The organism is Mycobacterium arosiense ATCC BAA-1401 = DSM 45069, assembly GCF_002086125.1.
GTDB lineage: Bacteria > Actinomycetota > Actinomycetes > Mycobacteriales > Mycobacteriaceae > Mycobacterium > Mycobacterium arosiense.
Map to the genome: position 1 here is coordinate 1 of NZ_MVHG01000027.1, position 21,251 is coordinate 21,251.

Genomic DNA, 21,251 nt, shown 5'->3' on the forward strand with positions numbered 1-21,251 from the left:
ACGGCCCGAACGCCCCGGGCACGTCTCGCCAGGCGATCCCACACCGGTACCGATAAATAATGCCCTCGACCATCGAGCGGGCATCCTGAAAGGGCCTGCCCCGCTTGCCTGTCCGAGTCGGAAGCAAATCTTCAATCAACGACCACTGAGCATCGGTGAGCAACTGAAACCGCGACATGACTCAAGCCTCGGGCACAACATCCAAAATCTTTGCCAGACACGCCCTAGACGGCCTCGCCGGTGTCCACCGCCAGCGGTGGCCGGTGTTCGTCGATCAACAGGCGGGCCATCTTGCGGGCTCGCAGCGCGGCGTCCCGATCGCCGACGGCGGCCAGGATGATGGCGCCCTTCATCAGGATGTGCCACGACGACGCGAAGTCCTCCACGTCGGTCAAACCCGCCGCCATGGCGCGGCCACGCACGATGTCGCGGACGTGTTCGATGTGGCCGATGCACGCCTTTCCGATCGGATGCTCGGGCCCCAGCTCGAGCAGCACGTTGATGAACGAGCAGCCCTCGTATCGGTCGTGCAGCTGAAACCACTCGTGCATGACGTCGAACATCGCCAGCAACCGTTCCTCGGGGGTGTCACCGCGCTGGCGCGACTGCTCCTCGATCAAACCGTGCGTCCAGATCTCCTCCCGACGCTGCAGCACCGCCAGCACCAGGTCGTCCTTGGTCGCGAAATGGCGGTACAGCGTCGCCCGGGCGACACCGGCCCGCCCGATCACCTCGTCCGTGCCCACCGCGCGGATGCCGCGTTGGCTGAACAGGTCATAGGCCGCGGCCAGGACGCGTTCGCGGGGCGACGCGGCGGAGGTTTCGACATCGGGAGGGCTCATACCAGGCCTTACCGTACTCTTAGCCCCTCGCCGGTAGACAGACCGCCCTGTCTCGTTATAGAAATGAGATTCGCATCCGCGAACAGTCTGTCTTCAGACATTAGGACGGGCATCCATCGAGGCGTCTGCGGCGCCTGTCGATCAGGGGGTCCATCACGAATTCCGTCATTGTCGAGCAGATGCCGACCACTCATTTGACGCTGAGCACGAAGCTTGTCTACGAACTCGGTGACCCCAACAGCACGCTGCGGGCTACCGCGGATCGCTGCGGCCCGTCGGTGGTGATCTACGCCGGCGGCGAGGTCGACGCCTGCAACGAGGACACCTGGCGCCACCTGGTGCGCGAGGCGGCCAGCGGCGTCACCGCTCCGGGCCCCTTCGTGGTCGACGTCACCGGGCTGGACTTCATGGGCTGCTGCGCGTTCGCGGTGCTCGCCGATGAGGCGAAAAGCTGCCAGGGACGCGGGATCGACCTGCGCCTGGTCAGCTGCGGGTCGATCGTCGCCCGCGTCGTCGATGCTTGCGGCCTGTCCGGCGTGCTGCCCATCTACCCGACCGTGGACTCCGCGCTGTCCGCGGCTGACCGCTGGTAGGCCTCGGGCTGTAACCGGCTCAATGGTCGACCATCCCACTGTGGGTGCCGAGGAGGAATTTCTTTTCATCGACCCGCGAACCGGCGAGCCCGCCCCGCGCAACGTTGCCGTGGCCGCAGAGGCGAAGTCGCGCGGCGTCGAACTGCAGCTCGAGCTCAGCAGTTGCCAGGTGGAAACCACGTCGAACGTGGCGGCGACCAGCGCCGAGCTCGGCGCGGAACTGAGCAGGTTGCGACGCACGGCGGCGCAGGCCGCACAGGCCGCCGGGGTTGCACTGCTGGCCTGTGGCCTGCCGCCTTCCACGCCGCACGAGTTCCCGGTCACCGACACCGCGCGCTACCGGCGGATCGGCGAAGAGTTCGGGATGATCGCCCACGAGCAGGGCATCTGCGGGTGCCACGTGCACGTGCAGGTGCCCGACCGCGCCGCGGCCATCCACGTCAGCAATTGGCTTCGGCCGTGGCTGCCGACTTTGCTTGCGCTGTCGGCTAATTCGCGGGTGTACCGCAGCTCGGACAGCGGACACGCGAGTTGGCGCAGCGTGCTGTGGCGGCGCTGGCCCGCCGCCGGGGCGCCGCCGTACTTCGCCTCACCCGACGAGTATGACGAGGCCGTGCGCATGTTGGTCGACAATAAGGTGATCCTGGACAAGGACATGATCTATTGGGACGTAAGGCCTTCCGCGGACTTCCCGACCGTGGAGGTCCGGGTGGCCGACGTGCCGGCCACCGTCGCCGAAACCGTGCTGCTCGCCACGCTGATAAGGGCGGCGGTGATGACGGCGCTCGACTCGCCCGACGACGCGCGGCGGCTGCCACCGGGGGCATTGCGCGCGGCGTATTGGAAGGCCGCACACGACGGATTGTCCGGCCAAGCACTCGATTTGATTCACGGCCGTGGCGCGGTACCGGCGGCCGAGCAACTGAGGGCGTTAATGCAGCGGGTGCGCCCGGCCCTGGAGTCGCTGGGCGAATACGACCACGTTCGCGACGAGCTCGCCCGCGTCGTCACCGACGGCAACGGGGCGATGCGTCAGCTGCGGGCGTGGCGCAAGCGCAATAAGGTGTCCGATGTCATCGCCGAGGCCGCCGCGGCGACGCTGAGTTGAGCCATATCCTTGCGGCCAATCCCGTTGCCGCGACCGGGTTCTGCTCAGGTCACCGCGAGCAGCCGATACAGCCCGATCAGCCCCACGGCCACGATGATCGCCCGCAACGTATTGCCCGACAACCGGCGCCCATACCGCGCGCCCAGCAGCCCGCCGACCCATGACCCCGCCGCGATCAGCCCGGCGGTCGGCCAGCTGATCCGGTCGAACGCCACCGTCGTATAGGCAAGAGCGGCAACCACATTCACCACCAACGCCAATAGGTTCTTGGCCGCGTTCATGCGCTGCACCGACTCCGGTAGCAGGGCGCCCATCAGACCGACCAGCAGAATCCCTTGCGCGGCGGTGAAGTAGCCGCCGTAGACGCCGACGGCGAACGTGCCCAACACCAGCGTCGCCATCCGGCGCGGGCTGACGTGTTCGGGTGAGCGGCCCGCCCCCGCGGCGCGCCGGGCCGTCCACGCCTGGATCCGCGGCCCGATAACCACCAAGACCAGCGCCAGCACCAGCAGCACCGGCACGATGTCGGCGAACACCTTCTCGGGCAGATGCAGCAGCAGGTAGGCGCCCAGCACCGCACCGGCCAGCGATGCCGGGAGCTGCCACCTGAGCCGATCCCACTGGCCGCGCAGCTCGGCGCGATAGCCCCAGGTGCCCGAGACGCTGCCCGCCACCAGGCCCGTCGCGTTCGACATGGTGGCCGTCACCGGCGGATAACCGAGCGCGACCAGCGTCGGGAAGGTGATCAGTGTGCCGGAACCGACCAGCGCGTTGATCGCACCGGCACCCAGCCCGGCCAGGCATACGAGGAACATCTGAAATGGCGACACCGAAGAAAAACCTTAGCGTGCCCCAGATTTCGTACCGAAGGCGACTGCCGTCCGTCAGGCGGGCGGGGCTTCGGCGCCGCGTTCGACGCCGGTACGCAGCTTGACCGAGGCCGAGTAAACCAGGGTCCGAAAGTGCAGCACCGGATCGTCGGAGGGTTCGATGCCGTCGGTCACCCGCATCGGGTCGAACACCACAATGTCGCCGCCGTGCTCGCGCTCGGTTTCCAAACCGGTGATCGCCAGCGTGCCCACGGTGGCGATCTGGGTGCTCTGCCAGGCGGCCGACGGGTCCACGATCGAGTCGGTGGGCCCGGCGATCTGCACCCGGAAGTCGAACCGCACCGGCCCGCCGCCCAGCCGCGCATTCAGTTCCTCGGTGAGGAAGTCCGGGTCCTTGCCGTGGGCGTCCGATCCGGACAGGTACTCCTCGGATACGGTCGGAACCAGGTGGTAGCGAACGAATCTGGCGCTGCCGTCGGCGGCGATCCAGCGGAAGGCGTGCAGGCCGTGGTATTCGGTGGTGGCGTAGCTGGCCGGGATCCGGTTCGCCTCGCGCAGGATGGGTAGGGCGCCGAGCAGCCGCGGATGGGTGAGCAGGTGTTTGGCCATCCGCAGCGGCGTGGTGAGGCCGGGCCGCATCGCCTTGAGCAAGTCGATGAATCCGTTCGGTGTGCTGGAAACGAACAGCCGGGCGGTCTGCGCTGAGACGTCGGTGGTGGAGCCGTCGGGCAGGGTGAACTTCACCGCCATCCCGCGCACGCCGGGCGCGCCGTCGCGCTGCTTCGGGTTGCCCGACCCGTTGGAGAAGCGGATCAGCGCCGGCACCGTCGAACCGTCGAGATGCGGTGCGCGCGAGAGCATAAGCGCGTCGGGGGTCGCGGTGAATGTGCCGCGGTACAAGGTGCCCTTGGCGTGCAACGCGCGGCAACCGGGCTGTGCCCCGCCGGCGCCCCGGATGGCCTCGATCGCCTGGTCAGGAGTAAGTCCACCGCTCATGGACGAATCTTAGTCGGATCAGTCGGGAAAGCCGAAGAGTTCGACCACACCGTGATCGCGGCCGGCGGTGTAGCCGCCGTCCACGGCGAGGGCCTGGCCGCTGACGAAGGATGCGTCGGGAGAGAGCAGGAAGGCGGCCATGGCGGCGATCTCGTCGGGCTGCCCCAGCCGCCGCAGGGCGTGCTCCTTGGTGATGGAGGCCAGCGGCCCCTCCATCCCGGGGATGCTGAAGACGCTGTGGGCCATGGGTGTTTCGATGAAGCCGGGGCAGATGACGTTGGCCCGGATGCCGCTGGGTCCGTAGTCGAGCGCGACGTTCTTGGTGAGCAGCACGACGCCGCCCTTGGCCGCGTTGTACGAGCTGCCCCCGGCCGTGCCCTCCAGGCCTTCGACGCTGGCGACCGTCACGATCGAGCCCCGCTCGCCGTCGGCTCGGGGCTGGTCGATCATCCTGGCCAGGGCCGCCTTGGCCACCAGGAAGGTGCCGGTGAGGTTGATCCCGATCACCCGGTCCCATTCGGCACGGTCGAGCAGGTGCACCGGGCCTCCCCCGGCGACCCCGGCGGCGTGGAAGAGGCCGTCGAGGCGGCCCGGCACGGCGGCCAGCACCGCGGCGATCGCGGCTTCGTCGGTCACGTCGGCAAACACGAAGGTGAACCGCGCGCCCAGGTCATCGGGCGGGGCGGCCAGGTCGGCGCCGATCACGGTGCCGCCCTCTGCCAACAATCGCCGCGCCGTGGCCAACCCGATTCCGGACGCGGCGCCGGTCACGACGAAGTTGCGGGAACGGGCGCGGTCGGCGTTCACCATGTCGCATCCTTATCTGTCGGTCGGTCAGCCGGTCGGCCCCGTCATGGTGACACACGTTCGCCCCGTTGGCTTTACAAATTTCCTTGCCGGTTCGATAGGCCGGCATTATCGAGGGATAGCAAACCCGTCTTGGACATTGCCGTCACAACTGGAGGACGATAAGCCCACGGGCGAACTCCGCAGCGCCCGACGGCGTTAGGAACAACGATGCCAACACTTCAGCCATGGGCGCTGTCCCGTCGGACCGGGTGGCGATTCGGGGCGATCGTCGCGGCCGCCGTGGTCCTGCTCGGCCCCACCGCCCACCGGGCCGAACCGACCGCCGCGGTCGCATTGATGTCCGACGACGCCATCGCCATCGCGCAAGGCGTCTCCGTCACCCCGGCGCCGGGCTGGACGGTCGGACACCGCGGCCCGAACTGGGTGGCGCTGAGCAATGCCGACACCAGCGCACAGCTGCGGATCACCGTCAAACCCGCGGGCAGCGCTGATGCCGCCGATCTGCTGCAGGCCGACGTCGATCAGTTCACCGGCAGCGCGTCGGCCATCCTGACCGACGTGAACCGCCTGGGCCCGCCCGAGACCAAACGCCTACCCGGCCCCAACTTCCAGCAGGAAGCCTCTATCAACTACACCGCCAACGTGCTGGATCCGCAGGGCGCGATTCCGGTGATCGGCACCTTCACCGAGCTGCTGAGCACCTCGAACGGCCGGTCGGCGTTCATCGACTTCCGGCAGGACAGCAGCGCGACCACCCAGGCCGTCGGCGAGGGCGCAATGATGATCAGCTCCCTGCAATGAGCCGCTAGCCGATTGCGCGGGCGAGGGTCGGCGTCGCGCGCGCAAAACCGATCGCGTATTACAAACTGGTACGAATCGAACGCGGAGGGATTCATGCCACCAGCCGACACGGCGACCAGCACGGCGGAGACGCTCGCCGGCATCATCGAACGACACGCACAGCAGCGGCCCGACGCGATCGCCATCCACTACGGCGAACGCCAGTGGTCCTGGGCCGAATGGAGCTCGCGGATCCGCCGTGCGGCCGGGGCGCTGCGCGCCGCCGGTCTCGAGCGGGGCCAGTGCGTGGCTTTTTTGGACAAGAATCACCCCGCCTGTCTCGAAGTCCTCATCGCCGGCGCGTCCATCGGCGTAGTCACCACTGTTGTCAACTGGCGGGTGATCGGTGACGAGCTCGTCCACGTCCTCACCGACAGCGGCGCGCGCGTGCTGCTCGTCGGCGCCGAGCTGCGCCCGGCCGCCGAGGCCGCCGCCGAGCGTGTCCCGAGCTTGCAACGCGTCATCGAGGTCGGCGACGAATATGAATCGCTGCTCGCAGCGGCGGCACCGGCGCGGCCGGACGCGAGCGTCGAGGAGAACGAAACCGCGTTGGTGATCTACAGCTCCGGCACCACCGGGCGCGCCAAGGGCGTGCTGCTGAGCCAGCGCGCGCTGGTCAATCACGCGTCCAACCTGGCTCCGGCGTTTCCCTTCAACGAGGGCGACGCGAATCTGGCGGCGATGCCGTTGTTCCACGTGGGCGGGATCGGTTATGCGCTGTTCGGAATCCGTTCGGGCGCACCGACATTCATGACGCGCGAGCCCGACGCGGCAACGCTGATCGGCGCGGTGCGCGCCGGCGCCACGCACGCGTTCTTCGTTCCGCCGGTGATCGCCCGGTTCCTCGACGCCGGCGCGGCGGCGGCCGCGGCCATCGCCGGGCTGCGCTACATCGTGTACGGCGCCGCACCGATGCCGCTGCCGCTGTTGCAGCGGGCGCTGTCCACGTGGCCAGGCACGAAATTCGTGCAGGTGTACGGGCAGACCGAATTGTGCGGCGCGGTCACCGCCCTGTCGGACGACGATCACCGCGATGCGGCGCGGCCCGAGCTGCAACTGGCGGCCGGAAAGGCCGTGCTGGGCTGCGAGATTCGCATCGTCGACCCACAGACCGGTAACCCGTTGGCGGCCGGCGAGTCCGGTGAGGTGTGGGTGCGCAGCAACCAGAACATGACTGGCTACCTCAACCGCCCGGACGCGACGGCCGAGACCATCACCGCCGACGATTGGGTGCGCACCGGCGACATCGGTCGCGTGGACGCCGACGGTTACCTCTACATCGAGGACCGCATCAAGGACATGATCATCACCGGGGGCGAGAACGTGTATGGCCCCGAGGTGGAAAGCGTGCTCATCGAGCATCCCGCCGTGCAGGACGCCGCCGTGATCGGGGTGCCCGACGACTTCTGGGGCGAATCGGTCAAGGCGATCGTGGTGGCCGACGGCGACGTCGATCCCGCCGGCATCATCGAATTCTGCCGACGGCAGTTGGCCGGCTTCAAGTGTCCGCGCACCGTGGACTTCGTGCCCGAACTCCCCCGCAACGCGAGCGGAAAGATCCTGAAAAACCAGTTGCGGGAGCCGTTTTGGCGCGATCGCGGCCGGGGCATTTGAGCACTCGGGTGGATGCGGCGCGACGCGACGGCGCGATCAGCGTGCTGGGTGGTCCCACGACTGTCATCGACATCGCGGGCCGCAGGATCGTCATGGACCCGACGTTCGATCCGCCGGGCGTGCACGCCTACCTGACCAAGCTCACCGGTCTGGCGGTGAGCGCCGAGGCCCTGGGGCCGGTGGATGCGGTGCTGGTCAGCCACGACCAGCATCCCGACAATTTCGACGACGAGGGCCGCCGGATGGCGCTGGCGGCACCGTTGCTGCTCACCCACCCCGGCGCCGCGAGCCGGTTGGGCCCGCCGGCGGTCGGGTTGGCGCCCTGGCAGTCCCACGAATTACAGGGCGGACCCGAATCGTCTACCGTGCAAGCGGTTCCGGCGGTCCACGGTCCGGCCGACGGACAGCGCGACGCCGACGGTCACGTTAACTGCGGGGTGACGGGTTTCGCGCTGTCGGGGCCAGGCCTGCCGACGGTGTACCTCAGCGGCGACAACGCGTCGATGGCCGCGGTCAAAGACGTCACCGATCGCGTGGGTCAGGTCGACATCGCCGTGCTGTTCGCCGGGGCGGCGAGTGTGCCCGCCAAGGAGCGTGGGCGGCCGTTGACGCTGACGGCGACGCGCGCGGCGGCCGCGGCCGAACTGCTGGGCGCCAAGGCGGTGATCCCCGCGCACGTCGACGGCTGGGCTCATTTCACCGAGGGCGTCGACGAATTCGTCGCGGCGTTCGATCAGGCCGGCATCAGCAACGTGCTGAAGGTCGCTCCGCACGGCGAGTGGATCGGGTTATAGGTAAGGCAGCGTCGCCGTCTCCGCGGTCGCCGATGCGTCGTCGATCACCGCGGTGAGTTTGGACTGCAGGGTCGACGTGGCGTCCCCCACCGGCTTGTCGCAGAACCTGCAGAGCGCCTTGAAGTTTGGTTGTTCGTCTTCGTCCGGCCAGAACCGGCGCGGCCCGACCTGGGCCCCGGGGTCGAACTGCACGGATTGATGCGGGGCGTCTTTGAGGATTCTGCCGACGGGATGTTGTTGTGGGCATTCGAGTTTCAGCATGCCGACGCCCTCTTGATTGCCGACCATGTTCACCATCCTCGCGGGTGGGCGCTGTCAGTGCAAAATCCGCGCGAGGTTGCGCCATCGCCGATGCCGGTGACGAAACATCACCCGGACGAAGGCGCGGGTCAGCAGCCCGGGCAGGCCGTCGTCGGTTTCGATCTCGTCGGTGTAGCGACAGCTGCGCTCGTCGATGGGTTCGAACGTCAGGCGGTGATTCCAGGTGCGGACGGGTCCGCCGTGCTCGTTGGTGTAGATCTCGGTCGGCTCGAGTCGCTTGATGGTGAGGTGATGCGTCCAGGCCGGGATCACACCGAACAACCAGAACCGCGCCGACCCCTGGGTCCCCGCCTCGATGCGATCGGGGACGTCGAGCCGGTACACCCGCAGCACCGGGCTCAACACGTGGCGCATCAGCTCGGGCTTGCGCGCCAGCGCGGACGCCGTCTCGACCGGGATCGGTAACTCGGTTGTTAGGGTTACCTTACTCATGCAGTCATGGTGGCTGAGCGGGCGCGATCCGGCAATAGCGCCGGCGGTTTTGGCGCCGTGGGACTCGGCGTCTGGGCCGGCCGCGAGGGTGCGGGCGACGGCGGGCCTGCGATGATGGGTGGTCCCGGCTGGGATCGAACCAGCGACCTTCCGCGTGTGAAGCTGAGGCGAAGTCAGAAGCCAGACGTTCATGCTGGTCAAGCTGGACGAACTGGACCAATCTTGGGGGTTCAGAACACGCGATACGAGCGGCGCGGCGGATGCGGAGCGGATGAAATTGAAGCTGTGATCCGTAGGCACGAGCGGCCGGCATGACCAGAGATGATGTAAACCCTTGCGTGATGTAGCCGCAGCAATTCCCGGATCTGCTCGGGGAGCGCCGCCGGTCCAGCGGCACTGGAAGAACTCTGGCGCATTTGGGCCTAGCGCCGTGCGGATCCTCCAGGCGGCACCGCCTGTTGCACCGTCGAGCGGTTGATGGCCGAACTCGGCCTGTCCGGGGCGACCCGCGGCAAAGCCCGCAAGACAACAGTTGCCGATCCAGTCGCAGCGCGTCCGGCTGATCTTGCTGGGCATCTGTTTGGGCCGCCGGCACCCAATCGGCTGTGGATGGCCGATCTGACCTACGTGTCGACCTGGTCGGGGTTCGCCGACGTCGTCTTCGTCGTTGACGCCTACGCCCGGCGGATCCTGGGCAGGCGGGTCGCGGCGACGATGGCGACTTCGATGGTGCTCGACGCGATCGAGCAGGCCATCTGGACCCGTCGCTAGAGGGCGTGTTCGACCTGAAGATGTCGTCCACCATACAGATCGCGGCCCAGTACACTTCGATCCGGTTCACCGAACGACTCGCCGAAGCGGGAATCCAACCCTCGGTCGGGGCGTTCGCCACTACGACAACGCTCTGGCCGAAACGATCAACGGGCTGTACAAAACCGAGCTGATCAAACCCTGCAAGCCCTGGCGCACCATCGAAGAAGTCGAACTGGCCACCGCCGAATGGGTCAATTGGTTCAACCACCGCCGCCGCTACCAATACTGCGGAGACATCCCACCCGTCGACATGGAAGCCCCGCCGGTCACTACTGCCAGCTTCGACATCACAGATGGGTCCTCCGATTGCGGTTCACCAGCGTGTTGAGCGTCCACGATGAGCGGGGCCCTCACTCATCGGGGCTGCGTAGTGGGTTGGTAGGTGGGTGGCGGGCCAGGGCGAATGTGGGCGGCGGTGGTTGTAGTCGTGTTTTGCAGTGCTGGGCTGCGGGGACCGGCGTTGGCATAATGCGCCGGTTTTCGGGTCAGGCGCGGCTGAGGTGGGCGCGGATGGCCGAGATGGTGGCCGCGATAGCATCGGCGCTGCCGCCTCCGAAGGGGGCGAGACTGGCAAAGCCGTGTGTAAGTGCATCGAACTGGCGGTGGTCTACGCTGACACCGGCCGAGCGTAATGCCGTGGCGTATTCGTTTCCCTCGTCGCGCAGTGGATCGAATCCCGCGGTGAGCACCAGGGCCGGTGCCAGGCCGGATAGGTCGGCGGCCTTCAGTGGCGATACCCGCGCATCGTCGGCTGCCAGGCCGGCGCCGTCCAGATACAACTCTTTGAACCAGTCCATGTCCTGCTTGGACAGGAAGAATCCGTCCGAGAACAGGGTGCGCGACCGGGTTTCCGCGGACAGGTCGAGGCTCGGATAGAGCAGCACCTGCAGCGCCGGTTGCCCAATACCCTCGTCGCGGCTGCGCAGCGCGACCAGCGCCGCTAGATTTCCGCCCGCGCTGTCGCCGCCAACGCCGATTCGGGATGGGTCGGCGCCCAGTGCGGCAGCGTGTCCAAGTGCCCAGCGATAGGCCGCGACGCAGTCGTCGACCGCGGCTGGGGCCTTGTGTTCAGGCGCGCGCCGGTAGTCCACCGACAACACATGTATCGCGGCGTCTTTGCAGATCATCCGGCACAGTCCGTCGTGGGATTCAATGTCGCCGACGACAAAACCACCGCCGTGGAAGAAGACAAGCAGTGGGGCCGCTCCCGCGAGGGTCGGTCGGTAGTGTCGCGTCCGCAGGGGGCGGTCGGGACCCGGAATCGTGAGGTCGGTGGTGGGGACGGCGACGTGGGTGCCCATCACCGAGTGCGAGTTGCGCATCAGGGCGCGGGCGATTCCTGGATCGCCAGCAGCCGACAGGCCGCCCGTGCGTGTGCGTCGTTGGGCGGCCAGTATCAATTGAAGCGTGCTGTCAAGAGTGTTGCCGTCGATGGTGACCCTTCTGCGGCCAGCGAGGAGGCGTTTGAGCCACGGCGGGATCCACGGCATGACCATGACACCGATACGAAGGGCCGTGTTGGTCACCGCGGCAGAGCGGCTGTTGGGCTGCCTGCGTGCCATAGCCTCGCCTGGTGTGATACGGAGGAGCCCTGGCAGTAAACGAGGCTTCACTGTCATTGCCCGCCCTGTTCTCGGCTTCCTAAGGCACTGTAGTCGGAACAGATGTTTGGTTCAAGGGACAGCGCCGCCTCAGCCGTTCATACCGTTTGCGATGGGTCATATCTGACCCAGAGGGACGATTGCGGACAAATATTTGGTCGACCTGTGCTCGCGGATGTAGTTACTGATCCTTTGGTAGGCGTTGAACCGTTGCAGACGACTCAGCCGCGAACGTCACCGCGAGAAGATCCGGGAGCGCGGGCGAGCCACCTCGGTGTAGAGACTCATCCACTGTGCGATGGTCGGCCCCAGGCGCTCGGGCACGAGCGAATCCGCGCCCCGTTGACCGCCCGGCGCTCGGGACACGGTTTCGTAGAGACACACCGCGGATCGACTTCCCGTAAGGACTGCAGCGCCGTTTCAAGCTGCGCAGCGCGGCGCGGGCGGGCTAAACGGTTGTGACCGGAAGGCGTGCCCATCCTCGGACGCTGGAGGTGTGGGCTCTGCTTGCGTTGTCGTAGTCGACGGTCCAGTCGGTCCATCGCTTGAGGACCTCCTCGAAGGCGACTCGTGCCTCGAGTCGCGCTAGGGCTGAGCCAAGACAAAAGTGCACTCCTTGTCCGAAGCTGAGATGACCGCCTTTGCGGTGGATGTCGTAGCGGTCGGGGTCGGTGAACTTGGTTTCGTCACGGTTGGCTGAGCCGTTGAGCAGCAACATGTAGGAGCCTTCGGTCACGGTGCGTCCGTAGAGTTCGGTGTCGCGTGCAACGTAGCGGGCTTGGACGGGTGAGGGCGGTTCGTAGCGCAAGGTCTCCTCCACTGCTGAGCCAATCAGGGCCGGGTCGGCGGCGAGTTGACGTCGTTGATCGGGATGTTCCCCTAGCAGCTGGCCCATGAAACCGATCAGGCGTGCGGTGGTCTCGTTGCCGGCGCCGGCGATCATGGCGGTGTAGGCGAGGACTTCGGTGCGCTCAAGCCGTCGCCGGGATCCGTCGTGTTCTTGGACCTCGGCGCTAAGTAGGTCGGTCATCAAGTCGTCGGAGGGATGGGTCGCTCGCCACTCGATATATTCGGCGAACAATGCGATCGAGTCCTCAAAGATGGTCGCGCTGACGCCGCCGGTGTCTTCATGCTGCGATCCAACAGTGATGCTGGTGTCGTTGCGGTCGCGGATGCGCTGTTGGCCTTCTTCGGGGATGCCGAGCAGATAGCCGATGGTGCGCATCGGCATGATTGCACCGAGATCGGCGACGAAGTCGAAGCCCTCGGCGTCGCGCAGCGGATCCAGTGCGCGAGAACAGAAGTCACGCACCAGGCTTTCTACGGCCAGCATGCGCCGTGGGGTGAAAACGCGTGACAGCAGGCGACGGTGCAAGTCGTGCAGCGGAGGATCCTCGAACAGCAGGATTCCTGGCGGAACTTCGAGGCCGCTGAACAAGATGTCTGCGGTAGTGCCCCGTCCGGAGCGATAGGTCTGCCAGTCCGGAAGCGCTTGCGCGACATCGTCGTAGCGGCTCAACGCATAAAAGCCGTACTTGTCGTTGAAGTACAGTGGCGCTTCGGCGCGCATCCGCTTCCACACGGGATACGGATCGTCATCGATGTCATAGTCGAACGGGTCGTAGTATAGCTCCGCAGATCGATTGCTGATCACAGATCCTCTTTCACTACCTGGGTTGGTTCGGCACGCCGGGGAACAATTGCACATCGGGACCGGAGGTCACGTAACCCATCTGTTTGGTCAGGAGGTGGGGGGCGAAAACGCTGCTGTAGAGGACGTTTCCGATGACGATGACGGCGACGGCAGACAGCGCCGCCGACTGCAATTTGGTCTTAGAGAGCCGGTCGGCCCACATCTCGATGACATTGCGGTCTTGCGGATCCGTCCGGCCCAACAGATAGGTGAAGACCATCATCTGAATACCCATCGCGATGGCGTCATAGATCGGGTACTGGTGCAGGGCCCCCTCGAAGAGTCCCAGTCCGGGGATCACGTAGGCGTAGTAGAAGACGCCGATTCGGGCGCCCAGGCCCCCGTTGAACAGCAAGGCCCAGCAGAACCCGACGGCCAGGCCCACGGCCAGCAGCGTGATCGGCCTGCGCCAGTTGAACCGTGCGCTCAGCCCGCGCCCCAGTGCGGCGCCGACGACGGCCGGAATGCAGAAGTAGCCGATGTATCCCAGGGGCACCGACGAGGGCAGCCCGCCCCAGGTCATGTTCAACGGCCACCACGACGGCATGCGTGGAAGTGCCGGCGGAAATTGCGCATACATCGCCCAGTCGTACGGGGCTTCGATCCATGAGAACGAGATCGCCGAGATGCACAGAAGAAGCAGCGGGTGCAACCGGCGGCGGCGAACGCTCAGATAGATCCCGGTGACGGTGAACCCGATGCCGCTCAGCCAGCCGAAGGCATTGGCCGCCATCAGCAACGGCGTCAGCTCGGTCGTCATGACGTGGTTTCTTGACCCGAACGGCGGCGCGCTTCGGGGTCGAAATAACAGACCAGCCCGAAGATCACGATGATCAACCCGAGCAGCGTGCCGAGCATGATGACTGCGCCCATACCCACACCCTTTCGCCGAACCAGCACCACGACCGCGTTAATAGTGGACACTATTCTAAGGCGGTTGGTCAAGGCCGACTATTGTGAATGCCGTCAACCGCTCAGCGCGGTCCAAGGAGAGAACAACCGTGCCCCAGCGACCTTCCGCCAAGGATCGGGCAACGGCAGATGCGCCGGTACAGGCCTTGCGCCGGCCCCGCGGTGAGCCGCGCCGACTTCTCCTGGATGCCGCGCGTGAGCTGTTCGCTCGCAAGGACTACCGCAGCACCACGACACGCGAGATCGCCGAAGCCGCTGACGTTAACGAGTACCTGCTGTTCCGCAACTTCGGCTCAAAAGCCGGACTGTTCCGGGAAGCCCTCGTCCTACCGTTCACCGATTTCGTCGACGAATTCGGCCGAACGTGGCAATCAGTGGTCCCCGACGAAACCGACGAAGAGGAATTGGCAAGACATTTCGTCGGACAGCTCTACGACGTGGTCGTCGAACATCGAGGGCTTCTGCTGACGCTCGTCGCATCGGAGACGCTCAGCGAGGACGAGATCACCGACGCGGGTATCGCCGACATCACGCGGGCGCTCGGCGTGCTCGGTCAGATCAGCGCTGAGGGCATGCGTCTGCGCGGGTTGCGGGCCGGTCGGCCCGACCTGCCCGCGCACACCACGGTCGCAACGATCGCCGGCATGGTCGCTTTGCGCTCGACCTTCTTCGGGGCCAACCAGCCTTCCCGTGAGGCGATCGTCGACGAACTCGTCCAAGCGATCCTGCACGGTTTCCTGCATCGCTGCGACTGAAAGCCAAGAACGGCGCGACCGAACATGCCGAATGAATCACCGCGGTGACCAGTCACGAAATGCGGCTGTAGACGTCATGGGCTGGTCAGGGCAGATCCCGGAGGCATTGTGGCGGTGATCAGGGAGCTGATCGGAAGGACACCGATCAGGTCGGCAGGCAGAGCGCGCCCGAGGCGCGCCATCAGCTCGCGGCTGTCGAGGGCGTCGACGATCCATCCGCGGCGCGCAAGCCAATCGGCAATGTCGGTGAGGTCCTCGTGCTTGATGTAGGCCGCCACGTCCATGGCGACGCCGATCTTGTCGCGGATCTCAGCGGCCCCGTGCCGCCAGCTGCTCATCCGATCCTCACCGAGATGGGTCGACGCACTGGGATAGGCGTCCGCCGCGATACAGCTACCCTCGGCGCTGAGCCCGAGTACCCGGTCGAAGAGGTGCTCCTGATCGGCAGACGACAGGTACGGAAGCAGCCCTTCGACCAGCCACGCCGTGGACGCCGAGGCATCAAAGCCCGCCGCGCTCAGCGCTGAGTGCCACTCGTCGTCGCGAAGATCGACCGGCACCGCGCGCATATCCGCCACCGGTACCGCGCCATGAGCCTGCAACACGGTGTGCTTGAAACCCAGGATGCTGGGTTGATCCACTTCGTAGACCACCACCCCGGACAGGCTGTTCAGGCGATACGACCGGGCATCGAGACCGGCAGCGAGGATGACCACCTGACGGATTCCCGCGGTGACGGCGGCGGCGAGGAAGTCATCGAAATGCACGGTTCTGCTGGCGACGTAATCGCGCCCGCTCGTGGCTGCCCGGCGGCCGTTGTCATCTTCGGGACCCATCCAGGACAGGTCACCGGAGGCCATCATCTGCCAACCGGGCTCGTCGACGGCCGCGACCAGCACCGCGGCGAACTCGTCACGAAACAGCGGATCGTTCTGGGCTGTCTCGGCGGCCCGCTGGGCCGCCACCCCCAGCGCGGTGGTTCCGAGATTGGTGGTGACATCCCAGCCATCGTTGCCGGTCATGACGCGGCCGCGATGTCGACGATGGCGCTGGCCAGTTCCTCGGGTGCATCGATCATCACGTAAGCGAGACTGCGCGCGATCTTGATGAGCGTGGCCCGAGGGAAATCACGGGCGAGCCGCTCGGCATCGGAGAAGGGAAACAATTTATCATCGGTGCCCCACACCACGGCCACCGGCTTGTCGAAGCGCTGGATCGCGTCGACCGCCCGCAGGGTCAGCGCCGGATCCAACGACGCTGTGACGGTGGCGGCTTGCGCACGCGTGGTGGCGTTGGTCAGGAAGGCACCGAACAGCTCGGCGCGTTCTCCCGCGGACAGTCGCGTGCGACACACCGCCCGCAGGAACACGTTCTGACCCACCGCGCTGGCCAGCATGGCGAGTACCGCTCGGCCCACGGCGGGACTTCGTCGGCACAACTGCACGACGAGCTTGAACTGGCCAGGCGGGAAGTGCTCGTAGCTGTCACAGTTAGTGAAGACCAGGCTGGCGATGCGCGACACGTCCAGCGACGGGTCGCCCAGCGCGGCCAGCACCAGCCCGCCGCCGGTGTCGTTGGCCACCACCGTGACATCGTGCAGGTCGAGCTGGTCGAGAAAGGCCACGATGCGCCTCGCCGCGGCGCCGGCACCCAGGTCGACATCACGGGCGACCGGCAGATGGGCACCCAGCGGCCAGGTCGGCACGATGCAGCGCACCCGCTCCCCCAGTGCTGCGACCACCCGCTGCCAAATCGCCCCGCTGACGTAAACGCCGTGCACGAACACCACGACTGGCCCCGATCCGGTGTCGGTGAAGTCGACGACTGCGCCATCCACGGTGCAGCTGTTGCCCATCACGCCTCCTTTGACGGCAGCTTCTTCCATGAGATCTGCCGCGTGACGTGCGAGCCTACATACAGCCTGTATGTGGGTCAATCATGAGCGGTCGCGCGGTCGGTGTTGCGCAATCCTTCGACGAGTGCATCCAGGGTGTGCACCGCTCGATCGCGCGCTGCGACCTGATCGGTGGCGTTGGCGATGAACAGCGCGGCCTCGTCGGCGGCCGCGAGCAGCAGATGTGCGAGCACGTCGATCGACGGTGCCGCGGCGAGGTCGCCCTCGTCGGCGGCGCGTTGCAGCATGGCGTTAATAGCGCCCAGGCCGTAGTGGCTTTCCAGCTCGCGCCAGCGCTGCCAGCCCAGCACCACCGGTCCGTCGATGAGCAGGATCCGTTGCACGGGCTTGGTCAAAGAGGCGTCGAGGAAGCCGAGCAGGCCGCGTCGCAGCACGTCCAGCGCCGACAGATCCGCATCGCCGGTGAGCTTCTGCGCTGCCGCCATCACGAGTTCTTCTTCGACCGTCAGGAAGACGGCCTCAAACAGCGCCTTTTTATCGGTGAAGTGGTGATACAACGCTCCGCGCGTCCCCACACCGGCGGCCAGCACGATCTCCTCGGTCCCGGTGTCGTGGTAGCCCTTCTCGACGAAAAGTTCACGCGCAGCGTCGATCAACGCTGCACGGGTGGCCTCAGCCTGCGCGGTGCGCCGCGCCTTGGTGTCGAAACGTTCCCGACCAGCGGCCACGCCACCAGCCTATTGCATACTGGTTGTAGGTGACCTACCGTCTGCATTTAAACACCCGTTTGTCCGTTCCCCTGTAGCTCACCGGAGGTTGCTGATGCCTCATCCCGTTGATGTCGTCCGCCAGTTCTGCGCGCTGATGGAAAAACGCGACGCCGAGGCGCTGCGCCCGCTGTTGGCCGACGGTGCGGTATATCAGAACGTCGGCATGCCCGCCACCGTGGGCGCCGACGCCATCGTGGAAAATATGGCCGCCCAGTTCTCCATGTTTCCCGACGCCTATGCGTTTGAGATCGTCAACATCGCCCACGACGGTCCGATCGTTCTCACTGAACGACTCGATTACATTCAGGCCCCCGACGGATCCAAACCGGGCGTGCCGGTGATGGGAACATTCGTGGTCGACGAGGACGGCACAATCACCCGCTGGACCGACTACTTCGACGTCAACCTGACCGTCAAAATCCTGCAAGGCGAGGACATCTCGGCGCTGGTGCCCACCGCCTAACAGCTCACCGGCGCAGTGGAATGCTGTTCGCCGAGACGGCTGGCAACGCGGCCGCGATGTCGGGGATGGCCAGTAACAGCCCGGCAACGGTGTCAGCGACGTGATCTTGGTCGGTGGCGAAATCACCGCGCAGCCAGCCGGCGATCACTTCCATCGCACCGCTGACCAACGCAAACGACGCCATCTCGGTATCCAGCCGGCTAGCAGGTCCAGTGGTGGCCGTATCGGTGAGCATCGCGGTCATCGCGTTGGCGATCGCCCGAGTGCTGTCCACGCGCGCACGCTGCATCACGTCGGAGGTGTGCGAGCGCAACAGCAATTGGCCACGGCGCGGATCGGCAGTGAGAAATACCAGCGACGCAGCAGCGGTGGCGCGGATCTGCGCGCCGACATCGGAACCGACACCATTGGCAGCGGCGCCGACTGCCTCCAGCCCGGCGGTGGTCTGATCCCTGACCATGGCTTCTAGCAGTGCGTCGGAATCGGTGAAGTGCTCGTAGAAATATCGGTCGTTGAGTCGCGCGCGTGAACACACCGCACGTTTAGACACCGCGCGCGCACCGTATTCGGCGAAGAGGTCCAGGGCTGCCTCCAGCAGCGCCGCACGCCGGGTGGCGCGACGCCGCTCGGCAGTGACGCCACCGTAAGAGCGCGCAACAGAAGTCATCGCAAAAAGTATCCCAGAGCCCTTGACCCTTCGGACTGTTTGGTGCAATCTGACACCAGAATATATTCTGGTGTCGCGCTGCGCCAGATCTGCCCAGATCTGAGGGAGAGGCCTCATGTCGGTTGAATCGCCTGACGTGTTGATCGCGTCATCAGCACCGATCCACGACCACCCCGCGGCGTCGTGTCTTGCTGACGCGCCAACCGCCTCGGTGGCCGACCGTTTCGAACGCATCATGGGAACCCGGTTGCTGGCACTGTTCTCCCCGGCCCTGTTCGACGAGATGATGCTGCCGATGGTGTCAGCTTCTCTGGTTGACACCGCCCGCATCCGCGACAACCCGTATGGGCGGGCACGGCGCACGGCGGCGTCAGACCAAGTGGCGTTGCTGGCGAACGGCGCCCATCGCCGCGAAGAGATGCAACGCCTGGTGCGGCTGCACCGCGACATCAAAGGCGTGACACACGACGGGATCCGGTACAGCGGGCTCAACCCCGAGGCCTGGAACTGGAATCTGATCAGCATCTTCTTCATGCACCGCGGCGCCTTCATCGCGCTGACCGGTGAACAGCTCGACGACACGGGCGATCAGGCCGTCTGGGACCGCTACCGAGCACTCACCGCCGACTTGCAGATGCCCGGCCGGGCGCGTGAACTTCCGACCAGCTATCCACAGCTGTGCGCCTACTACGATCATGTTGCCGCCGAAAAGCTCACCCACACCGAAGCTTTGGACATCGTCATGGCCGCCACACTGCACCCAAGGCGGCCCGCGCACATGCCGGCGATCACCGCGCCGCTGTATTTCCTTCTGGGCCCGATCTTCGGGCATATTGCGGCCATCCTCGGATTCGGCATCATGCACCCCAGAGTCCGCGCCCTGGTCCCGATGCCCTGGACGCGCCGACACGACATCGAATTTCTCGTGTTCAGCCGGGTACTGCGCGGGGCCTACCGTCGGCTGCCGCGCCGCATCACCGAAACACCCTTGGCCCGCAACCGCCGCCAGTACGAGCGCATCGTCGCCCGGTATCAGGGTGTCGGACTGGTGTCCTTCGTGCCCGGCGCCACCCAAACCTGCGGTCGCTGAGGTTGTCTCACGCAGAGCCGACATGCCGCGAAGGAGTCGTCGTGGCGATGGAGACGCTCACGGCGAGCTTTTCCGATTCGACCCGCGCTACGGGAGTAAGGGATGACACGAAAGTGACCAGCGTGCAGAGCTTCTATGACACGGCCGGCCAACGGAGACCGTGCCGGGCAGTGATGGGGTCGACGCGGATACGGGGCCGATCGCAGAGCCATCGCGCCGTCGATACGGTTTCTGACAGTCCACGCTGCGCGCTGCAGGTCAGCCATGGGTGAGCCCCGCAGCGTCGTCATCACCGGGGCCTCGCGCGGGCTGGGGCTGGCCTCGGCGGCCCACCTGTACAAGGCCGGATGGCGAGTCGTCGCGGCGATGCGCACACCGGAGATCGGCCTGCAAAACATACTGGATGCCACCGGGGCCCCCGCCGACAGTTCGCGGTTGATCGGCGTGCAACTCGATCTCACCGATCCGGCATCGATCACGAACGCAGCCAAGGCCATCCTCGAGGCGGTTGGAGCCCCGGATGCTGTGGTGCACAATGCCGGGATCACCGCGGTGGGCTGCGTCGAAGAACTCGACCTCGACGTGTGGCAGCAGCTGTTCGCCACCAACCTGTTCGGCCCGGTGGCACTGACCAACGCGCTGCTGCCCTCGATGCGCGCCGCCGGACGCGGCCGCATCGTGGTGATCGCCAGCGAAAACGGTGTCCGCGGGATGCCCTGCACGGCGTCGTACTCGGCGTCCAAGGCCGGATCTGAGCGGTGGGCTGAAGCCCTGGCCGCCGAGATCGCGCCGTTCGGGCTGGGTGTCAGCGTCCTGGTGACCGGGGTGTTTGACACCGACATCATCACCGACGCCGGGGTGCAGGACCACCGCGACTTCAGCGGACCCTACGGCGCCTTGACCACCACCATCGAGCGGCGGGGCCGACTGGCCATCCGGATGGCCAGCCCGCCCAGACGTTTCGCGCACGCACTGGCCAAAGCCCTCGACGATACTGCGCCCTACGCCCGGCACGCCGTCGGCGTCGACGCCAAAATGCTGCTCATCCTCAACCGGCTTTTGCCCGCCAGGGCGATGCACCAGATCATCCGCATCGCCATGGGCCTTCCACGGCACGGCGCCGCCAAGGCCACGAGCGCAGCGCCACGCCCGGAAAGCGAGAACCGTGTCTGAGGCAGTTACCGGTCGGTCTGAGTCGCGGATGCTCATTGACGACAGCTGGTCGACGGCCAAGCCGGCAACGTGATGTCGGGATCACTAGAACGGTCACTGGCCGTGGCGCGGCGGCTGCGCACCGGGTTCATCGGACTCAACGGCACAGTCGGATACGGCGCCGACACCCCGTTCGGGGGTTTCAAGGCCAGCGGTGTCGGCCGCCACAACGGTGTCGCCGGGTTCGACCAGTCCACCGAGGTGAAGTCCGTGGCCTACCCAGCCAGCTGAAAGGTTTTA

The 21,251-nt window shown here is 66.2% G+C and carries 23 protein-coding genes, 1 tRNA gene and 2 pseudogenes; 11 read left to right on the top strand and 15 right to left on the bottom strand.

Translation table 11 applies throughout. From position 1 onward, the window contains the following. Nucleotides 1-178 (bottom strand): transposase (locus BST14_RS31690; protein WP_142279208.1); only part of this gene is annotated, 178 nt, incomplete at its 3' end. Nucleotides 179-224: 46 nt separating this feature from the next. After that, on the bottom strand, nucleotides 225-842 hold the full coding sequence (locus BST14_RS12990) for a TetR/AcrR family transcriptional regulator (protein ID WP_083064857.1): 618 nt from the start codon (nucleotides 840-842) through the stop codon (nucleotides 225-227). 179 nt (nucleotides 843-1,021) lie between these two features. On the opposite strand from BST14_RS12990, the gene BST14_RS12995 reads away from it, so the two are divergent. Beyond that, nucleotides 1,022-1,435, top strand: a complete 414-nt coding sequence (locus tag BST14_RS12995) for an anti-sigma factor antagonist (protein WP_083064858.1) — start codon at nucleotides 1,022-1,024, stop codon at nucleotides 1,433-1,435. Nucleotides 1,436-1,457: 22 nt separating this feature from the next. Then, complete coding sequence (locus tag BST14_RS13000; RefSeq protein ID WP_083064859.1) at nucleotides 1,458-2,543, top strand: glutamate--cysteine ligase; 1,086 nt, start codon at nucleotides 1,458-1,460, stop codon at nucleotides 2,541-2,543. Nucleotides 2,544-2,587: 44 nt separating this feature from the next. Here BST14_RS13000 and BST14_RS13005 read toward each other — a convergent pair whose 3' ends face one another. The 3 genes from BST14_RS13005 to BST14_RS13015 all read right to left on the bottom strand — a co-directional run bounded on the left by BST14_RS13005 (nucleotide 2,588) and on the right by BST14_RS13015 (nucleotide 5,179). Then, a complete protein-coding gene (locus BST14_RS13005; RefSeq protein WP_142279391.1) occupies nucleotides 2,588-3,358 on the bottom strand; it encodes a sulfite exporter TauE/SafE family protein in 771 nt (256 codons plus the stop codon). Nucleotides 3,359-3,427: 69 nt separating this feature from the next. Next, nucleotides 3,428-4,369, bottom strand: coding sequence for a catalase family peroxidase (locus BST14_RS13010; protein WP_083064861.1), 942 nt, complete (start codon nucleotides 4,367-4,369; stop codon nucleotides 3,428-3,430). An 18-nt stretch (nucleotides 4,370-4,387) separates the two neighbouring features. Next, the gene (locus BST14_RS13015) at nucleotides 4,388-5,179 is read right to left on the bottom strand and encodes an SDR family NAD(P)-dependent oxidoreductase (protein ID WP_083064862.1); all 792 of its coding nucleotides are present in this window, start codon (nucleotides 5,177-5,179) and stop codon (nucleotides 4,388-4,390) included. Nucleotides 5,180-5,386: 207 nt separating this feature from the next. On the opposite strand from BST14_RS13015, the gene BST14_RS13020 reads away from it, so the two are divergent. The 3 genes from BST14_RS13020 to BST14_RS13030 all read left to right on the top strand — a co-directional run bounded on the left by BST14_RS13020 (nucleotide 5,387) and on the right by BST14_RS13030 (nucleotide 8,427). Beyond that, entirely contained in the window at nucleotides 5,387-5,980 is a 594-nt protein-coding gene (locus BST14_RS13020; protein ID WP_169926086.1) for a hypothetical protein, read from the top strand. 93 nt (nucleotides 5,981-6,073) lie between these two features. Then, nucleotides 6,074-7,633 carry an AMP-binding protein gene (locus tag BST14_RS13025; RefSeq protein ID WP_083064863.1) on the top strand — a complete coding sequence of 520 codons (1,560 nt, stop codon included), beginning with the start codon at nucleotides 6,074-6,076 and terminating at the stop codon, nucleotides 7,631-7,633. Between the two features lie 8 nt (nucleotides 7,634-7,641). Beyond that, entirely contained in the window at nucleotides 7,642-8,427 is a 786-nt protein-coding gene (locus tag BST14_RS13030; protein ID WP_083064864.1) for an MBL fold metallo-hydrolase, read from the top strand. Here BST14_RS13030 and BST14_RS13035 read toward each other — a convergent pair. From BST14_RS13035 to BST14_RS30060, 3 genes are all read right to left on the bottom strand, one after another. Continuing rightward, nucleotides 8,422-8,715, bottom strand: coding sequence for a hypothetical protein (locus BST14_RS13035; RefSeq protein WP_083064887.1), 294 nt, complete (start codon nucleotides 8,713-8,715; stop codon nucleotides 8,422-8,424). The genes BST14_RS13030 and BST14_RS13035 overlap by 6 nt on opposite strands. Nucleotides 8,716-8,742: 27 nt before the next feature. After that, complete coding sequence (locus BST14_RS13040) at nucleotides 8,743-9,180, bottom strand: Rv1443c family protein (RefSeq protein ID WP_142279389.1); 438 nt, start codon at nucleotides 9,178-9,180, stop codon at nucleotides 8,743-8,745. Between the two features lie 119 nt (nucleotides 9,181-9,299). After that, nucleotides 9,300-9,398, bottom strand: a tRNA-Ser gene (locus BST14_RS30060). Between the two features lie 235 nt (nucleotides 9,399-9,633). Between BST14_RS30060 and BST14_RS13050 the strand changes: the two are divergent. Continuing rightward, nucleotides 9,634-10,321, top strand: a pseudogene (locus BST14_RS13050) (IS3 family transposase); the annotation flags it as partial. Nucleotides 10,322-10,478: 157 nt separating this feature from the next. Here BST14_RS13050 and BST14_RS13055 read toward each other — a convergent pair. The 3 genes from BST14_RS13055 to BST14_RS13065 form a co-directional block, all read right to left on the bottom strand. After that, nucleotides 10,479-11,555: an alpha/beta hydrolase gene (locus BST14_RS13055; RefSeq protein ID WP_081215563.1), complete on the bottom strand. Its 1,077-nt coding sequence runs from the start codon at nucleotides 11,553-11,555 to the stop codon at nucleotides 10,479-10,481. A 487-nt stretch (nucleotides 11,556-12,042) separates the two neighbouring features. Further along, a complete protein-coding gene (locus BST14_RS13060) occupies nucleotides 12,043-13,248 on the bottom strand; it encodes a cytochrome P450 (protein WP_024636709.1) in 1,206 nt (401 codons plus the stop codon). Between the two features lie 13 nt (nucleotides 13,249-13,261). Further along, a complete protein-coding gene (locus BST14_RS13065) occupies nucleotides 13,262-14,047 on the bottom strand; it encodes a spirocyclase AveC family protein (protein ID WP_062894819.1) in 786 nt (261 codons plus the stop codon). A gap of 241 nt (nucleotides 14,048-14,288) precedes the next feature. Between BST14_RS13065 and BST14_RS13070 the strand changes: the two genes are divergently transcribed. Beyond that, nucleotides 14,289-14,954 (top strand): TetR/AcrR family transcriptional regulator, encoded by a 666-nt coding sequence (locus BST14_RS13070; protein ID WP_066911740.1) that lies wholly within the window; start codon nucleotides 14,289-14,291, stop codon nucleotides 14,952-14,954. A gap of 74 nt (nucleotides 14,955-15,028) precedes the next feature. Here BST14_RS13070 and BST14_RS13075 read toward each other — a convergent pair whose 3' ends face one another. The 3 genes from BST14_RS13075 to BST14_RS13085 all read right to left on the bottom strand — a co-directional run bounded on the left by BST14_RS13075 (nucleotide 15,029) and on the right by BST14_RS13085 (nucleotide 17,537). After that, on the bottom strand, nucleotides 15,029-15,976 hold the full coding sequence (locus tag BST14_RS13075; RefSeq protein ID WP_062894816.1) for an SAM-dependent methyltransferase: 948 nt from the start codon (nucleotides 15,974-15,976) through the stop codon (nucleotides 15,029-15,031). Beyond that, on the bottom strand, nucleotides 15,973-16,809 hold the full coding sequence (locus tag BST14_RS13080) for an alpha/beta fold hydrolase (protein ID WP_062894814.1): 837 nt from the start codon (nucleotides 16,807-16,809) through the stop codon (nucleotides 15,973-15,975). The genes BST14_RS13075 and BST14_RS13080 overlap by 4 nt, the downstream gene beginning before the upstream one ends. Before the next feature lie 77 nt (nucleotides 16,810-16,886). Beyond that, nucleotides 16,887-17,537, bottom strand: a complete 651-nt coding sequence (locus BST14_RS13085) for a TetR/AcrR family transcriptional regulator (protein ID WP_062894812.1) — start codon at nucleotides 17,535-17,537, stop codon at nucleotides 16,887-16,889. Nucleotides 17,538-17,631: 94 nt separating this feature from the next. On the opposite strand from BST14_RS13085, the gene BST14_RS13090 reads away from it, so the two are divergent. Next, a complete protein-coding gene (locus tag BST14_RS13090) occupies nucleotides 17,632-18,042 on the top strand; it encodes a limonene-1,2-epoxide hydrolase family protein (RefSeq protein ID WP_024636715.1) in 411 nt (136 codons plus the stop codon). A gap of 4 nt (nucleotides 18,043-18,046) precedes the next feature. Here BST14_RS13090 and BST14_RS13095 read toward each other — a convergent pair whose 3' ends face one another. Further along, nucleotides 18,047-18,709: a TetR/AcrR family transcriptional regulator gene (locus BST14_RS13095; RefSeq protein ID WP_158085870.1), complete on the bottom strand. Its 663-nt coding sequence runs from the start codon at nucleotides 18,707-18,709 to the stop codon at nucleotides 18,047-18,049. Nucleotides 18,710-18,824: 115 nt separating this feature from the next. Here BST14_RS13095 and BST14_RS13100 point away from each other — a divergent pair, with 115 nt between their 5' ends. The 3 genes and pseudogenes from BST14_RS13100 to BST14_RS13110 form a co-directional block, all read left to right on the top strand. Then, a complete protein-coding gene (locus tag BST14_RS13100) occupies nucleotides 18,825-19,799 on the top strand; it encodes an oxygenase MpaB family protein (RefSeq protein ID WP_081231523.1) in 975 nt (324 codons plus the stop codon). 264 nt (nucleotides 19,800-20,063) lie between these two features. Next, nucleotides 20,064-20,972: an SDR family oxidoreductase gene (locus BST14_RS13105; RefSeq protein WP_062894806.1), complete on the top strand. Its 909-nt coding sequence runs from the start codon at nucleotides 20,064-20,066 to the stop codon at nucleotides 20,970-20,972. 54 nt (nucleotides 20,973-21,026) lie between these two features. Next, nucleotides 21,027-21,242 (top strand): annotated as a pseudogene (locus tag BST14_RS13110) (aldehyde dehydrogenase family protein); the annotation flags it as partial. Nucleotides 21,243-21,251 lie beyond the last annotated feature (9 nt).

Coding starts and splice junctions, on each gene's coding strand:
- BST14_RS12990 (WP_083064857.1), bottom strand. CDS start 842: ATGAGCCCTCCCGATGTCGAAACCTCCGCCGCGTCGCCCCGCGAACGC.
- BST14_RS12995 (WP_083064858.1), top strand. CDS start 1,022: ATGCCGACCACTCATTTGACGCTGAGCACGAAGCTTGTCTACGAACTC.
- BST14_RS13000 (WP_083064859.1), top strand. CDS start 1,458: ATGGTCGACCATCCCACTGTGGGTGCCGAGGAGGAATTTCTTTTCATC.
- BST14_RS13005 (WP_142279391.1), bottom strand. CDS start 3,358: ATGTTCCTCGTATGCCTGGCCGGGCTGGGTGCCGGTGCGATCAACGCG.
- BST14_RS13010 (WP_083064861.1), bottom strand. CDS start 4,369: ATGAGCGGTGGACTTACTCCTGACCAGGCGATCGAGGCCATCCGGGGC.
- BST14_RS13015 (WP_083064862.1), bottom strand. CDS start 5,179: ATGGTGAACGCCGACCGCGCCCGTTCCCGCAACTTCGTCGTGACCGGC.
- BST14_RS13020 (WP_169926086.1), top strand. CDS start 5,387: ATGCCAACACTTCAGCCATGGGCGCTGTCCCGTCGGACCGGGTGGCGA.
- BST14_RS13025 (WP_083064863.1), top strand. CDS start 6,074: ATGCCACCAGCCGACACGGCGACCAGCACGGCGGAGACGCTCGCCGGC.
- BST14_RS13035 (WP_083064887.1), bottom strand. CDS start 8,715: ATGGTCGGCAATCAAGAGGGCGTCGGCATGCTGAAACTCGAATGCCCA.
- BST14_RS13040 (WP_142279389.1), bottom strand. CDS start 9,180: ATGAGTAAGGTAACCCTAACAACCGAGTTACCGATCCCGGTCGAGACG.
- BST14_RS13055 (WP_081215563.1), bottom strand. CDS start 11,555: ATGGCACGCAGGCAGCCCAACAGCCGCTCTGCCGCGGTGACCAACACG.
- BST14_RS13065 (WP_062894819.1), bottom strand. CDS start 14,047: ATGACGACCGAGCTGACGCCGTTGCTGATGGCGGCCAATGCCTTCGGC.
- BST14_RS13075 (WP_062894816.1), bottom strand. CDS start 15,976: ATGACCGGCAACGATGGCTGGGATGTCACCACCAATCTCGGAACCACC.
- BST14_RS13080 (WP_062894814.1), bottom strand. CDS start 16,809: ATGGGCAACAGCTGCACCGTGGATGGCGCAGTCGTCGACTTCACCGAC.
- BST14_RS13090 (WP_024636715.1), top strand. CDS start 17,632: ATGCCTCATCCCGTTGATGTCGTCCGCCAGTTCTGCGCGCTGATGGAA.
- BST14_RS13095 (WP_158085870.1), bottom strand. CDS start 18,709: ATGACTTCTGTTGCGCGCTCTTACGGTGGCGTCACTGCCGAGCGGCGT.
- BST14_RS13100 (WP_081231523.1), top strand. CDS start 18,825: ATGTCGGTTGAATCGCCTGACGTGTTGATCGCGTCATCAGCACCGATC.
- BST14_RS13105 (WP_062894806.1), top strand. CDS start 20,064: ATGGGTGAGCCCCGCAGCGTCGTCATCACCGGGGCCTCGCGCGGGCTG.